We start from the raw sequence: 13065 nt of genomic DNA, 5'->3' as shown, positions 1-13065 counted from the left end.
AGGAAGGGTCGTGCGGTCGAGGTGCGCCGCCTCGGGCGGCGTCACATGAGGGCTGGGACGGCGCGGACCGCGGTGTAGGCGGCGACGGCGAGCACCAGGCCGGTGAATGCAGCGGTGAGGCGGCGGGTGTCGACGCGGTCGGCAAGGCGAGCCCCGGCGACCGCGGTGAGCGCCGAGGCGAGCGTCAGGACCACGACCATGCCCCAGTCGGGGGCCGCACCGACTCCGGCGCGGGTCGCCAGGGCGGCCGCGCTGGTGATCGTGATGACGACGAGCGAGGTGCCGGCGGCGTACTGAAGGGGCAGCGCGAGGGCGACCAGCAGCGCGGGAACGACGACGAACCCGCCGCCCACGCCGAGGAAGCCGGTGAGGAGCCCGACGAGCGTCGCGGTGACGAGCACCTTCAGGGCGCGCGGGCACGCGCAGGCGAACGTCGGGCTGAACGTGATGATGGGGTCGTCGAGCGCAGGGCGCCGGACGTGCGCGTGGCCGTCGGCGTGAGGGCGCCGCAGCCGCGACGCCATCAGCGCGCCGACGAGCAGCATCAGGCCGGCGAAGGCGACGAGCAGGACCTCCTCGGCGACGTGGGCCGAGGCCTTGGCGCCGAGGACCGCGCCGCCGACGGCGACCAGGCCGAAGGCAACGCCGCGGGCGAGCAGGACGTGGCCGGACCGCCGAGCCGCGATGGCGCCGATCAGCGACGTCACGCCGACGACGACCAGGGAGCCGGTCGTCGCCTGGGCGGGTGACTGGTCGAGCACGTAGACCAGCACCGGCACGGCCAGGATCGAGCCGCCGCCTCCCAGCGCACCGAGGCTGAGCCCGATGAGCGCGCCGGCGGCGATCGCCAGGGCGAGGGTCACGCCGACGGGCCCATGAGCGGCAGGCCGGCCGTCCCGGCGTTGTCCATGACGTCGTCGACGGCCACCACGGTCCGACCGTGCCCATCCAGCATGGAGGCGGCGATCGAGGCGCGGTAGCCGCCCGCGCAGTGCACCCAGACCTCGCCGGCCGGCACCTCGCCGAGCCGGCTCAACAGCTCGTGGAGCGGGATGTTCACGGCGCCGGCGATGGCGGTCGCGTGGTGCTCGTCGCGACGGCGCACGTCCAGGATCACCACCTCTCGGTGGTGGCGGACGTGGGCGAGGTCGCCGAAGGTCGCGGTCGCGAAGCTCGCCAGCCCACCCTCGGTCCAGTCGTGCGGAGTGCCGGTGGCGTGGGCCGCGGGTCGGTCGATGCCGATGCGGACCAGCTCGCGCTGCGCCTCGGCGACGTCCTCCACGCTCTCGCCCAGCAGGGTGATCGGGGTGCCCCACGGGATCAGCCACCCGACGTACGTCGCGAAGCCGCCGTCCAGCCCCAGGTTGAGCGTTCCGGGCGCGTGGCCCGCGGCGAAGGCGGTGCGGTGGCGCAGGTCGACGACCCACTCGCCGGCCTCGATGCGGCGGCGCAGCTCGGCGGCGTCGGCCCGCTCCGGAGGGCTCAGGTCGGGCGCGGCCGGACCGTCGGCGTTGGCCGGCGCCATGTGGGCGTAGTAGGCCGGCCAGGGGCCGAGGCCGGCCAGCAGCTCGCGGACGTAGGTCTCCGCGTCCTGGGTCAGGACCGGGTTGCGGCGCCGCTCGAGACCGATCGTCGACGAGGCGGCGGCGGTCTGGGTGGCGGAGCAGAACGAGCCGAACCCGTGGGTGGGGAAGACCTCGGCCTCGTCGGGCAGCAGGTCGGCCAGCCGGTGCGCTGAGGCGTGCTGGTGGCGGACGAGGGCGTCGGTGTGGTCGGCGCCCAGCAGGTCGGGCCGACCCGTGGCGCCGTACAGCAGCGAGCCACCGGAGAAGACGCCGAGATCCGAGCCGCTCTCGGTGTCGCGCAGCGCGTAGGAGAGGTGGGTGAAGGTGTGGCCGGGGGTCGCCAGCGCGGTGAGGCGCATGCGCGAGCCCACGAGGATCTCCTGGCCGTCGTGCACGGGGGTGCGTTCGAAGGCGACATCGTCGGCGGCGTTGACGAGGTACGCCGCCCCGGTCGCCGCGGCCAGGGCGAGACCCCCGGTGACGTAGTCGTTGTGGATATGTGTCTCGAGGACGTGGGTGGCCCGGACGCCGTGCTCCTGGAGAAGCGCCATTACGCGGTCGATGTCGCGCTGGGGGTCGACCACGAACGCGATCTCGCCGTCGTGGACGAGGTAGCTGCGGTCCCCGAGGGTCGGGGTCTCGATGAGCAGCACGGTGAGGGCGCTCGGCGCGGTCATCGCGCCGCTCCCGCCTCGGCGCCGCGGGCGACGGGACGCCCGGAGCGCACCCAGGCGCTGGTGCCACCCGTGACGTTGACGGCGTCGACGCCCTGGGCGAGGAGGACGTCGGGCTCGCGCACGTCGATCACCAGGGCCCCTCCGGGGAGGGCTGCGGCGAGCTGGTCGACGTCGATCTCACGCATGGGCGCACTTCCTTGGTGTGACTGCATGACGATCCCCCCAGGGGGATCCAGATCCACGGTAGCGCATCCCCCTGGGGGGTTATACAGTTGGCGGTCCCGGGGCCGACGGCCCGACGACGTCGAAAGGACACGAGCGATGGCTCACGACACGCAGTCGGGCTCTGCCGAGCGCCGCACCGAGACAAAGATGACCGCCGCGTGCGTGCCGGTCCTCCCGCAGGTCACCGGGCAGATCGCCGGCCAGGGAGGGCAGGCCTGATGGACCTCGAGCCCACCGACATCAAGCCGATCATCACGCGCATGAAGCGCGCCAACGGCCACCTGGCCAGCGTCATCCGGATGATGGAGGACGGCTCCTCCTGCGAGGACGTCCTCACCCAGCTGGCCGCGGTCAACAAGGCACTCTCGCGCGCCGGCTACGCCATCGTCGCCACGGGCCTGCAGACCTGCCTGACCGATGCCGACGCCGGCGGCCTCGAGGGGGTCGACGTCAAGAAGATGGAGAAGCTGTTCCTGGCGTTGGCCTAGGCCCCGCCGAGAGCGACCGCCCGTCCTGCTCAGTCGCCGTCGCCCAGGACGGGAGCGTCGAGGGGCGAGGCGCACAGCAGCGGCACCCATGGGTCGCAGCCGAGGTCGATGTGCGAGACGGGGGTCTCGATCGTGAGGACCAGCCACGAGCGGGCGTCCTCGGTCCCCGCCGGGCGAGTGCCGTCCAGGGGCCTGGTCGTCTCGCGGTCCGCGGGCGTGAAGATGTCGTCGGGGCAGCCTTCGCGGTACGGGTCGTCGGCGTCATACGCCGTGGCCGGTCCGCGGTGGATGGACACGCGGGAGGTCACGTCCACCGCGCCCGGCCCGGGGGGCGTGGAGACGCATTCGCGGTCCGCCGAGCTCTCGGCTCCTCCGGGGGTCGCTCCGTCGTCGGCCGGTCCCTCGAGTGGGATGGCGTCGACGGTGCGCAGGCGACACTCCTGGGAGTAGCTCTGGACCACCCAGCCGGCGTCCACGCTGCTGATGTCGCACACCAGCTCCGTCCACGAGTGCGCCGGCTGGTTCGGGCGGCCGGCGGTCAACGTGCCGAGCCGGGAGCGGACCCGCTCCCGGTCCTGCGCGGCGACCTCGCGGGCGGCGGGCAGCTTCTCGGCGATGTCCGCGCTGGCCCGGTCTCTGGCCTTCGACAACGCGGCCTGGCCTAGGAGGCCGTGGACGAGATACACGCAGGCGAGCACGACGGCGGCCCCCAGGGCCACGAACGCGCATCCGCGGAGCAGCTTCCTCATGCCCAGAGTGTCGCGGATCAGCGCGGGACCGCACCCGCTCGGCTCGTCATCCCACCCTGCCGACCTGCTGGGAGCGCGCACCTAGGTCTCCCACCTGGGGGAGGAGTTCCAGCCCCTGCATCGCGACGTCAGCGTTGTTCAGCGGCAGGACCGGAGGGCATCGTTCGCTGGGCGACGGGTGCGAAGCCGTCCTCGTGTGCCCACCCGACGGCTTGGCAGCCCGAGATGGCCCTGCCCGGCCCCTCGGGCACCTGGGTCGGCTCGCGATGCGGGTGGACGAGCGTTGCCCGCTATTGTCAGGAGGGTGACTTCGACACCCCCTCCTCTGCGCTTGGCCATCGTTGATGACTACGCCGTCGTCGTTGCCGGGGTGGCGTCACTCCTCGCTGCCGAGGCCATCGACGTCGTTGAGACCGGGGCTTCGCAGCCTGTGCTCAGTGACGTCGACGTCGTCCTGTACGACACGTTCGGTCAGGTGCAAGGACAAGGCATCGACCTGCAGGACTTTGTCCGGGACTGCAGCGCGAAAGTCGTGGTGTACAGCTGGAACGTCCAGCCCCAGATGGTCGAGCAGGCAGTCGCTGGTGGAGCCCGGGGCTACTTGTCGAAGGTGCTCACCGGCCCTCAGGTTGTCGCGGCGCTCAGGCGAGTCGTTGCCGGTGAGGTCGTGATCCTGACGGGGGATGACGAGACGAGTGTGGGTGGGGAAGGCGACTGGCCGGGGCGGTCGATCGGGTTGTCTCCGCGTGAGGCGGAGGTCATCGCCCTGATCGCGCAAGGACTGAGCAACCAGGAGATCGCCGCCCGGGCGTTCTTGAGCATCAACTCCATCAAGACCTACGTGCGCACGGCGTACCGCAAGATCGGGGTCGCCTCCCGGTCTCAGGCAGTCATCTGGGCGCTCAACAACGGCTTCCAGCCCGACACCCTGCGCAGCATCGACCCGGCCTTGGTCCTTCGTCGGCCGCACTAGCGTTCCGTCGCTGCCCTGGCACCTAGCTTTCGCGCCAGCAGCCAAGAGCGAGGACCCGGCGTGCGGTGTCGGCCGAGCGCCAATGGGACCTTGGCTTGGGGCCCGCGGCGAATCGGGATCGAGGAGTCTGGCCTCACCACGCCTCTTGCTACGCTTGATCACGTCGAGCCACGCGCAGAGCTCGGTGGCTGTGGCTCTGGCCGTCCCGGGTGATGGTCTTCACTTGATCCGGCGGGTCTCAGCGCGGACCTCCGTCCGGGCTCCGTACCGGGCGGAGGTCTTGCCGTCGGCTGCCTGGTCCGGCTGACCGTCGCGTCGCGGTCGAGCGGCTAGTCGAGGTGCTCCGGCAACGCCCTCGCTGCGCTTCCGCTGACTTTGATCGATCGGAGCAGGGACGTGTGGGACGCCGCCGCCCCGTGGCACGCCGGTCGGCGCCGTACGGCTGCCGGGCAATCAGCCAGACGCTGGCGCGCGGGGCGGGCCACCTGCAACAGAACGGGGTGCTCCGCCGGCGCGAACCCGCCTCGACCCACCGCGACTGACCGGCCTTGCGCCAGCCGTTGGCGGGTGATCGTCCGCAGCCCCAGGACGAGGAGCACGATCGCTGCGACTGTCAGGCCGGTCGACGTTCCGGTCAGCAGGGCGAGCACGGCGAGCATGAGGTGAAGACGGGTCGTGCCGATGGTGTTCATGGCGACCTCCGATGGTGAGTGAGTCGTGTCAGGTGAGGATGAGCATGGCCGAGCCGACGAGCAGTGCCGGGACGGTCGTGAGGACGGTCGCCAGTAGCGCCGATCGGTGCTCCAGCGCGAGTAGAGGGAGCAGCGCGTCGCCGTCTTGGCTCACCATGTTGGCCACCAGAGTCGGCAGTGGCATGCCCCCGGCGAGGAAGAGACCGGCGAACACGATCTGAACCGCGCAGCCGGGGATCAAACCGACAAGCGCGCCCACGACGACGCCCACGACGCCGAAGAGTGGCAGCTGTGAGCCGTCGAAGCCGGTGACATGGGTGACGAGCGACCAGGCCACGTAGGCGGCGGCCACCCAGACGGTCACGAAAGCGATCTCGCGGCCGCCGTGACGGAGCACCTGCGTCATGGACGTCGGATGGGCGGTCTCGTCGTCGTCGTCGGCGAGCTGGCACCCCCCGCGGATGAAGACGACCGCGGCCACGGCGGTCCCGGCTACGCCGAGGGCGAGGTAGAGGGTGTCCGGCCGGAGCAGCTGGAACGTCACCGGGACGCTGATCGTCGCGCCGGTCCCGAGGCTGAGCCACAACAGCGCCGGCAGCACCCCCAGGTCGTGCAGCCCGGTGGGTGCGGGTAGTCGCATCGCCGCGACCCTCACGGGAGGGCTGGGCGCCGGGCTCCGGCGGGCGGCAGGGAGCAGGTCGGCGCGTCGTCGCGGCGCGATGCCCAGCGCGTCGACGACGTAGCCCGACAGCGCGCCCACGACGATGAGAAGCACTTTCAGCTGCAAGGTCAACACCGGGTCTGCGGCGAGCAGGACCCACGAGGCGTCCCCCATCGTGGCCACCAGTGCGGCGATCGCGGCGCCGTACGACACAGCGCCTCGGGCGTAGACCGCCATGACGATGATGGCCCCGCCGCACCCGGGCGGCACCGTCAGCAACGCGGCCACGAGGGGGCCGAGCTGGCGGTGCCGCACGAGCGCGTCGTCGAGGCGGTGGCCCCATCGCAACCGGGCCCAGCCGAAGGGGGCGACGAGCAGCGCCACGAGCACCCCCACCTGCATGAACGCGTCCGCGAGGGGTCGCAACAGGATCTCGACCAGGCTTTCGGTCATGGCGGATTCCTCCGAGCCGACGGGGGTGGATGTTGCCGGCAGGTCAGTCGCCCGGAGTCAGCGCGTCCTTGGCCTTGGAGATCAGGTTCTCTGCGCCCTGGAGGTAGGCGCCCCCAGCGGTGCCCGGCTTGCCGGGACCCTTGTGGCCGTCGTACGTAGCGAACAGCAGCGGATCGGGCGCCGGGACGTCGTTGATGTCGTCCGAGAGCGGCCGACCTTGCTCGAAACGGATCTCCTCATCTCCGATCAGCGTGTTGCCCTGCGCCCAGCGGCCCTCGTGGGCGGTGCTGCCGTCGTGGAAGCTGTAGAACGTGCGGGCGGCCTCCTTGTCCTCCTCCTCCTTGAGCGAGTCCTCGAGACCGTCGGTGTAGCCGTCCTCGATGAGCTGCTCGATGCCGAGCAACCACTGCTGCTGATGGAAGGTGTCGCGACCGAGGTTGAACTTCCGCGTCTCCTTGACGCCGTGGTCATCGGTCATGTTGTAGACGCGCGCGGTCTGGAGCCGGCTCTGTGCCTCGGCGGCGACGTTGCTGCGGAAGTCGGCCAGCAGGTTGCCGCTGGCGACGATGTAGCCGCCGTTCCACGGGACGCCTTGGCTGTTGGTCGGCATGGCCGCCCCGCCGGTGACGATCGCGTGCTGGACGTTCTGACCGCCGAGTACGGCGGCGAGGGCCGGGTTGGCGGCGGCGGCCTCGGCCTGGGTCTCCGAGGGCGCGCCCTCGAGCAACCGAGCCATCAGGGTCACGAGCATCTCGACGTGGCCGATCTCCTCGGTGCCGATGTCGAGCAGCATGTCCTTGTACTTGCCGGGGATACGGCAGTTCCAGCCCTGCCAGAGGTACTGCATCATCACGGTCATTTCGCCGAACTGGCCACCGACCAGCTCCTGGATCTTGGCGGCGAAGAGAGCGTCGGGGCGCTCGGGCTTGACGTCGTTCTGCACTCGATGCTGTGGCGGAGCATGGGTGGTCTTCCGGAGTGGGAGCGCCGGTCGCTCCCGATGCCGACAACGCTCTCCGCGCCCGTGTCCGGGTCGTGGTGTCGCCCATGCGCTACCACGTACGACCCCTCGTGGGACGTTCGTGTGCGACGCGTCCCCAGGCCGTCACCGATCTTGCGAATCACCCCACGGGGTGAGAGCGCTCGCGGGCCTGGCGGGCACCTGCAGTCACAACGTGGACTCGGGGGAGCACGGCGGGCGGGAGGCGCGACAGCGGTGACAGAGCATCCGTTCGTACGCCTGGCGCTGCTCGAGTCCTTCGAAGTGTCGTTCGCGGAGGAGGTGCTCCGGATCTCCGTCCCCGCCCAGCGACTTCTGGCTCAGCTCGCGGTGGTGCAGCGTGGTCGCCCCGTAGAACGCACCACGCTGGCCGAGCGTCTCTGGCCCGAGACGCCGCCGCCTCGTGCGGCCGCCAGTCTCCGGTCGGTCCTGTGGCGCCTGCCGCGCCCCCGGGGCCGGACCCTAGTGACGTGCACCACCACCACAGTGCGCCTGTCCGAGGACGTGCGAGTCGACCTCTGGGACGCCGAGGAGCGAGCAAGGCGCCTGTGCGGATCAGACCTGCCAACGCCCGATGCGCTGGCCGATCTGACTCCACTCACCCGGGATCTCTTGCCCGGCTGGCACGAGGACTGGATCCAGGTCGAGCAGGAGACCTTTCGCCAGACGCGTCTGCACGCCCTGGAACGCTCGGCCTGGGGCCTACGGGCGCAGGGCCACTTCAGCGACGCTCTCTGCGCGGGTCTCGGGGCCGTCCGCGGCGAGCCGCTGCGGGAGAGCGCACACCGCAGCGTGATCGAGGTGCATCTCGCCGAGGGCAATCATGCGGAGGCGCTGCGTCAATACCACGGGTACCGGCGCCTCCTTGCCGACGAGCTCGGACTCCCGCCCTCGCCCGCGATCCGCCGCCTGATGGCCCCTTTGCTGGGGCGTCCTGTGGACCTTCCGACTCGTGGGAACCACCACCCGCAATCGCCATTGACCGCAACCACAATCCGATCAGGCGATGCGTGAACACCCATTCCCCACGCCTGAATCGCGATCCTCAACGGCTACGAGATCCAGGCCACCCTCTGGGCGCTGGAGCCGGGCTCGCTGTCGACCACCCACGGACGTTTCCGGACCAAGGCCAAGGCCCCCAGGGGCCATCACGACGACGAGGGTAAGGGGACCACGTGGAGCCGATTCCGGAGACAGTTCAGGCCATCGAGCAGTTCGGTCCTTTCGTGATCGAGACCGAGGACCTGTTGGTCGAGCTGCTCGTGAAGGCCGATGAGGTGCGGGACGTGGTCCCGCAGTGCCTTGGTCTCAGCCTGGCCTCCAACGAGGACGAGGTCACGTTCACCGTCGTCGCGACCGCGCAGGAGCTGGCGATGCTGGACGCGGTGCAGTACGTGGCCGATGGTCCGTGCCTGCGGGCGGTCAGGGACCGAGAGATCCTGGGGTTCGAGCGCGAAGAGGTGCTGGACGAACAGGGATGGCAGCTGTTCGCCGGGGCCAGTGCGGCCGCGTCGGTGGCAAGCACCCTGACTCTGCCCATCCTCGAGGAGGAGCAGGTCATCGGCAGCGTCAACCTCTACGCCGCGACGCCCGACGCCTTCCACGGGCACCACGAAGAGGTGGCCGGGATCTTCGGCGCCTGGGCAGAGGGTGCGGTCACCAACGCGGACATGTCGTTCACGACCCGGGAGCTGGCCGAGGCGGCCCCCGGCCTCCTGCGTGAGGAGCTCGACCTCACCGTCGCCAGCGGCATGGTCGCCAGCCGCGAGGGCATCGATCTGGACTCGGCCCGTCGACGGATGCAGAACGCCGCGCTGCGCGCTGGGGTCACCGAGCTGCAGCTGGCGAGGACCATCATCGAGATCCACAGGTCCCAGGGGCCGGGTGGTGATTGCTGAGCTCCCCAGGCGCTCGTCCTCATCGACCGGCACCCGATCACGTCGACCCAGCAGAGGCGCCCGCCGCGAGTGATCACACCGGGCGCCTCACACTGCTCTTGACACGAGATCGGTCGATATCAGCTGCCTAGGCGTGCGCGTCGTTCGAGGTCGCTCACACGGTGTTCGACACCCCACAGTGTTGCCTGGGCGCGGCTGTAGACCCGGAGCTTGGCGTATGCCGTACGAATGTAGGTCTTGACGGTATTGATCGACACGAACATGCGATCCGCGATCTCTCGGTTCGACAGCCCCAGAGCGATGGACGCCAGGACCTGCAGCTCGCGAGGCGAGAGCGAGTCAGTGACGCGGTCCGCGGGCGCTGCGTATGGGTTCAACCGGTAAACCACGTCGAATGCAGAACCATCCGCGTGGAGTTGCCTGCGCCTCAGCGCCATGACCGCGAGGCCGATCTCCGTCCGGGTCGCCGTCAGTGAGAGACATCCGTCTGCGCCGAGGTCGAGGGCGCGGTCGGTGAGGGCGGGATCGTGCTCGCGCGCCAGGATCACCACGACGAGTTCCGGCTGCCCGATGGCCCACATCAGTTGATCGGCCAGCGGTGTGTCAACACACGCTGAGTCAACGAAGGCGAAGTCGCAGCGACTCAGGCCTCGAGGCCTCAGAGCATCGCCTGGGCTCGCCGGTTTCGCGGCGCCCAGAAGGAGGCCGGGGACGCCGTCCAGCACGGACTCGAGACCCGCCTGGATGAGCTCGTACGGGCTGAGGGCCACGGCGCGACCAAGGGGTTCGCCAGGAGGCGCAGGCAGCGCGTCAGGTGCATGGGCGGGGCGGTCGAGGACCGAGATGGACATGAGAACCTCCGGTGGCGAACCGGGGCAACGCACGAGCATGGCCCGGTGCGCGGCCCCGGACGACGGTGATGTCAACGCGAGGGCGATGGACGCCACCGGGACCGGGGTGGATTCTGCATGAAGCGATGACGTCGAAACTACGGGAGCCCGACACATAAGTAAAGGCCGTCGTCCTTGCCGAGCCGCAGACATCGAGGATTGTCTGGGTGGCAGGCCAGTCGAGCAACTCGCTTAGTCGTGGAAGTCGTTGTTGTCGTCGAGCATCGTTTCGGCGACGTGTAGGACCGTGACCCCGGCTCGGAGCGCGGCACCCTCCAGGCGTAGGCGTGCGGCTTCGGGCTCGAGCCCGTCGGCGGCCATCAGCAAGCCGACGGCATTGTCGATCACGGCGGCCTCTCGTAGCACCCGCGGCGCCTGTTGGGAGTGGGCGCGAGTGGTGAATCCGAGGTCGGCGTTGGTGACTGCCGCGGCGGCCCATGCGCCCAGGATGTCGGCGAGCACCTCGTGATGGCCGGCAAATGCCCGATCCGACCCGGCGTACAGGTTGACGCTCCCGGTAACGCGCCCCTCTGTGATGATCGGGAGGGTCAGGGTGCTCTTGACTCCCGCAGCGGCAGTGGCCTGGGAGAACAGTTGCCAACCGTTCTCGTCGAGGTCACTGGCGGTGCAGTCCAGGACTTGTTCGCTGGCTACGGCGTCGAGGCAGGGACCCCCGCCCAACTCACCGCCCAAGTACTGGATTGCGTCCAGAACGGCGAACTGCGCGTCCGAGGCTACGAGGGTCAACGAAATCCCCTCGTGGACGAAGGCCAGGGTCAGTCCTAGGCAGTCGGGCACGACGCCCCCGACCTTCCCCGCGATGGCAAGGATGTCCTCAAGCAGATGCTGGTCGTCCTCGTAGGCGTCGAGCTGCTTGATCGCCTCGAGTGATTCAGGGATGGGCTGCATGGCCTCGCTCGTGTCTGGGTGTGCCGTCGAGTCGCGGTGGCGATTCGCGCACATCGGCCGCGACGAGGTCCGGGACGAGAACGATGCTCTACTCGTCGACCGTACACCCGGCTCCAGTCGCCGCCTCTGCTCACGTCCGGGGTCCGACTCTCGCGGCGCAGAACACTCGCTGCGCCCGCGACGACACACTGCCTCGAGCTCGAATCCAGCGGAGCAGAGGGTCGGGCCTGCTCAGGCCAGTGGCGGCAGCGGGTGGGGAAGCCGCCACGGGTTTGTGCCATGCCGCTGGCCGAGGGTGGCGCTAGGCTGCAAATCGAACTGCCTAGATGGGGCAGCGCAGAACAGGGGAGGTAGTCGCGTGGCCTCGTCACTGAGCGACATCAGGGCTGAGCTGATCGCCGCGATGTCCAACAACACCCCCGGTCTCGCGGCAACGGACGAGCTGTGTGCCACGTGTGTAGGTCTGGCCGGCGTCGACGGGGCCGCGCTCTCGGTCGTCTATCGGGGTGCCTCGAGGGGCACCTTCGGGTCGAGCAGCGAAGCCAGCCGCCGTCTCGATGAATATCAGTTCACCTTTGGTGAGGGTCCCTGTTTGGATGCAGTGGCCACGCGCGAGGCGGTATTGGTTCCGAACCTCGACTCACCGCGTGAACGACGGTGGCCGCTCCTGAGGGGTGCGCTCCTCGACGATGGGGTCCGAGGAGTTTTCGCCCTCCCCGTCATGGTCACGTCGGTGTGCGTCGGCGCCCTGGATCTCTTTCGTTCAGCACCAGGGCCTTTGGAAGGCGACGACTTGGCAGTGGCCTTGCTGGCCGCGGAGCTGGCTACTGCTCCGCTGCTCGACCTGATCGCCGACGCGGTAGGGGTCGGTGCCCATGGCGAGGACCTGTTCGAGAGTGTGGCATCTGGACCCGAGCACGCGGCGGAGTTGGACCGGGTGGAGGTCCACCAGGCGACTGGGATGCTGATCGCGGCACTGGATGTCGACGCAACCGAGGCACTGGTGCGCCTTCGGGCCCATGCCATCACCACGGGGCAGACAGCGAGCCAGGTTGCCAGGGCCATCGTCGAGCGCAGGCTCATGCTGGAGACCGACGGCCGGGCCGGCGCGAGGGAAGGCTCACCATGACGGAGACACGGGAACACCGCATCATCCGTGCGTTCGTGGAGATGTCCAACGAGCTTGTTGACGACTACGACGTGGTGGACGTGCTCGCACAGCTCACGGGCCATTGCGCTGGGCTGCTCGACGTGGCGTCCGCAGGTCTGCTTCTTGCCGATGGGCGCGGTGTCCTGCACCTCGCCGCTTCGTCCTCAGAGCGGGTCCATCATCTGGAGGTCTTCCAGCTTCAGCGCGACGAGGGTCCGTGCTTGGACTGTTTCCAGGGTGGCGAGGCGGTGCTGGTCCGTGACCTGGCGGACGAGGAGCAACGATGGCCGCAGTTCTCTCGCGCGGCGCGGGACTCCGGTTTCAGGTCGGTCCATGCGCTGCCGATGAGGCTGACCGGTCATGTTCTCGGGGCGCTGGGGCTGTTCGGAGAGACGCCCGGTGTCCTCAATGACGAGGATCTCGCTTTCGCCCAGGCGCTCCTGCATGTGGCGACCGTCGCCATCGTCAATGAGCGCTCTGCTATCGACCGCGCCACGGTCAACTCACAACTCCAGCGAGCGCTGACCAGCCGGATTATCGTGGAGCAGGCCAAGGGTGTCCTGGCCCAAGCCAGCGGATTGAGCATGGACGACGCGTTCGCGGGCTTGCGTCGCTACGCCCGTGACCACGGAACCAAGCTCAGTGTGATTGCAAGTCAGGTCGTCGACCGGGAGCTTCAGCACCAGACAGTCATCCAGCACGCACGATCCGCTGCCGTTCTGCCCTGAGCCGCCT

The 13065-nt window shown here is 69.6% G+C and carries 16 protein-coding genes; 7 read left to right on the top strand and 9 right to left on the bottom strand.

All coding sequences use genetic code 11. The features are described from left to right. Positions 1-41 precede the first annotated feature (41 nt). The 3 genes from LQ940_RS12965 to LQ940_RS12955 are packed head-to-tail and all read right to left on the bottom strand — an operon-like array spanning position 42 to position 2427. Positions 42-863, bottom strand: coding sequence for a sulfite exporter TauE/SafE family protein (locus LQ940_RS12965; protein WP_231242508.1), 822 nt, complete (start codon positions 861-863; stop codon positions 42-44). Further along, positions 860-2242 carry an MBL fold metallo-hydrolase gene (locus tag LQ940_RS12960; RefSeq protein ID WP_231242509.1) on the bottom strand — a complete coding sequence of 461 codons (1383 nt, stop codon included), beginning with the start codon at positions 2240-2242 and terminating at the stop codon, positions 860-862. Before LQ940_RS12960 ends, LQ940_RS12965 begins: the two co-directional genes overlap by 4 nt. Then, positions 2239-2427 (bottom strand): hypothetical protein, encoded by a 189-nt coding sequence (locus LQ940_RS12955; RefSeq protein ID WP_231242510.1) that lies wholly within the window; start codon positions 2425-2427, stop codon positions 2239-2241. Before LQ940_RS12955 ends, LQ940_RS12960 begins: the two co-directional genes overlap by 4 nt. Positions 2428-2563: 136 nt before the next feature. On the opposite strand from LQ940_RS12955, the gene LQ940_RS21760 reads away from it, so the two are divergent. Together LQ940_RS21760 and LQ940_RS12950 are read left to right on the top strand one after the other, a co-directional pair. Next, positions 2564-2686 carry a hypothetical protein gene (locus LQ940_RS21760; RefSeq protein ID WP_269214605.1) on the top strand — a complete coding sequence of 41 codons (123 nt, stop codon included), beginning with the start codon at positions 2564-2566 and terminating at the stop codon, positions 2684-2686. Then, complete coding sequence (locus LQ940_RS12950; protein WP_231242511.1) at positions 2686-2955, top strand: metal-sensitive transcriptional regulator; 270 nt, start codon at positions 2686-2688, stop codon at positions 2953-2955. The genes LQ940_RS21760 and LQ940_RS12950 overlap by 1 nt, the downstream gene beginning before the upstream one ends. A 29-nt stretch (positions 2956-2984) precedes the next feature. Here the strand turns inward: LQ940_RS12950 and LQ940_RS12945 are convergent, their stop codons facing one another. After that, positions 2985-3704, bottom strand: a complete 720-nt coding sequence (locus tag LQ940_RS12945) for a hypothetical protein (RefSeq protein WP_231242512.1) — start codon at positions 3702-3704, stop codon at positions 2985-2987. A 304-nt stretch (positions 3705-4008) separates the two neighbouring features. On the opposite strand from LQ940_RS12945, the gene LQ940_RS12940 reads away from it, so the two are divergent. Beyond that, positions 4009-4677 carry a LuxR C-terminal-related transcriptional regulator gene (locus LQ940_RS12940; RefSeq protein ID WP_231242513.1) on the top strand — a complete coding sequence of 223 codons (669 nt, stop codon included), beginning with the start codon at positions 4009-4011 and terminating at the stop codon, positions 4675-4677. A gap of 329 nt (positions 4678-5006) precedes the next feature. On the opposite strand, the gene LQ940_RS12935 is transcribed toward LQ940_RS12940, so the two are convergent. From LQ940_RS12935 to LQ940_RS12925, 3 genes are read right to left on the bottom strand one after another with little or no spacing between them, the layout of a single operon-like run. Continuing rightward, positions 5007-5369 (bottom strand): hypothetical protein, encoded by a 363-nt coding sequence (locus LQ940_RS12935; RefSeq protein WP_231242514.1) that lies wholly within the window; start codon positions 5367-5369, stop codon positions 5007-5009. 28 nt (positions 5370-5397) lie between these two features. Beyond that, positions 5398-6483 carry a putative manganese transporter gene (locus LQ940_RS12930; protein WP_231242515.1) on the bottom strand — a complete coding sequence of 362 codons (1086 nt, stop codon included), beginning with the start codon at positions 6481-6483 and terminating at the stop codon, positions 5398-5400. Positions 6484-6526: 43 nt separating this feature from the next. Further along, entirely contained in the window at positions 6527-7426 is a 900-nt protein-coding gene (locus LQ940_RS12925; protein ID WP_231242516.1) for a manganese catalase family protein, read from the bottom strand. Between the two features lie 273 nt (positions 7427-7699). Here LQ940_RS12925 and LQ940_RS12920 point away from each other — a divergent pair, with 273 nt between their 5' ends. Continuing rightward, complete coding sequence (locus LQ940_RS12920) at positions 7700-8497, top strand: AfsR/SARP family transcriptional regulator (RefSeq protein WP_231242517.1); 798 nt, start codon at positions 7700-7702, stop codon at positions 8495-8497. Positions 8498-8658: 161 nt separating this feature from the next. Continuing rightward, a complete protein-coding gene (locus LQ940_RS12915) occupies positions 8659-9381 on the top strand; it encodes a GAF domain-containing protein (RefSeq protein WP_231242518.1) in 723 nt (240 codons plus the stop codon). Between the two features lie 119 nt (positions 9382-9500). Here the strand turns inward: LQ940_RS12915 and LQ940_RS12910 are convergent, their stop codons facing one another. After that, positions 9501-10232 carry a helix-turn-helix transcriptional regulator gene (locus LQ940_RS12910; RefSeq protein WP_231242519.1) on the bottom strand — a complete coding sequence of 244 codons (732 nt, stop codon included), beginning with the start codon at positions 10230-10232 and terminating at the stop codon, positions 9501-9503. Positions 10233-10463: 231 nt separating this feature from the next. Then, positions 10464-11180: an ANTAR domain-containing protein gene (locus LQ940_RS12905; protein ID WP_231242520.1), complete on the bottom strand. Its 717-nt coding sequence runs from the start codon at positions 11178-11180 to the stop codon at positions 10464-10466. A gap of 358 nt (positions 11181-11538) precedes the next feature. Here LQ940_RS12905 and LQ940_RS12900 point away from each other — a divergent pair, with 358 nt between their 5' ends. Next, complete coding sequence (locus LQ940_RS12900) at positions 11539-12309, top strand: ANTAR domain-containing protein (RefSeq protein WP_231242521.1); 771 nt, start codon at positions 11539-11541, stop codon at positions 12307-12309. Next, positions 12306-13058 (top strand): GAF and ANTAR domain-containing protein, encoded by a 753-nt coding sequence (locus LQ940_RS12895; RefSeq protein ID WP_231242522.1) that lies wholly within the window; start codon positions 12306-12308, stop codon positions 13056-13058. Before LQ940_RS12900 ends, LQ940_RS12895 begins: the two co-directional genes overlap by 4 nt. Positions 13059-13065 lie beyond the last annotated feature (7 nt).

The sequence above is a fragment of the Nocardioides sp. cx-173 genome (genome assembly GCF_021117365.1).
GTDB lineage: Bacteria > Actinomycetota > Actinomycetes > Propionibacteriales > Nocardioidaceae > Nocardioides.
Note: the sequence above shows the minus strand (reverse complement) of the source record. Positions and strands in the feature narration are given on the sequence as shown.

What these genes read in the sequence shown, in the direction of transcription:
- LQ940_RS12960 (WP_231242509.1), bottom strand. Translation starts at nt 2,242, where the DNA reads ATGACCGCGCCGAGCGCCCTCACCGTGCTGCTCATCGAGACCCCGACC.
- LQ940_RS12955 (WP_231242510.1), bottom strand. Translation starts at nt 2,427, where the DNA reads ATGCGTGAGATCGACGTCGACCAGCTCGCCGCAGCCCTCCCCGGAGGG.
- LQ940_RS12945 (WP_231242512.1), bottom strand. Translation starts at nt 3,704, where the DNA reads ATGAGGAAGCTGCTCCGCGGATGCGCGTTCGTGGCCCTGGGGGCCGCC.
- LQ940_RS12905 (WP_231242520.1), bottom strand. Translation starts at nt 11,180, where the DNA reads ATGCAGCCCATCCCTGAATCACTCGAGGCGATCAAGCAGCTCGACGCC.
- LQ940_RS12930 (WP_231242515.1), bottom strand. Translation starts at nt 6,483, where the DNA reads ATGACCGAAAGCCTGGTCGAGATCCTGTTGCGACCCCTCGCGGACGCG.
- LQ940_RS21760 (WP_269214605.1), top strand. Translation starts at nt 2,564, where the DNA reads ATGGCTCACGACACGCAGTCGGGCTCTGCCGAGCGCCGCACCGAGACA.
- LQ940_RS12910 (WP_231242519.1), bottom strand. Translation starts at nt 10,232, where the DNA reads ATGTCCATCTCGGTCCTCGACCGCCCCGCCCATGCACCTGACGCGCTG.
- LQ940_RS12895 (WP_231242522.1), top strand. Translation starts at nt 12,306, where the DNA reads ATGACGGAGACACGGGAACACCGCATCATCCGTGCGTTCGTGGAGATG.
- LQ940_RS12935 (WP_231242514.1), bottom strand. Translation starts at nt 5,369, where the DNA reads ATGAACACCATCGGCACGACCCGTCTTCACCTCATGCTCGCCGTGCTC.
- LQ940_RS12950 (WP_231242511.1), top strand. Translation starts at nt 2,686, where the DNA reads ATGGACCTCGAGCCCACCGACATCAAGCCGATCATCACGCGCATGAAG.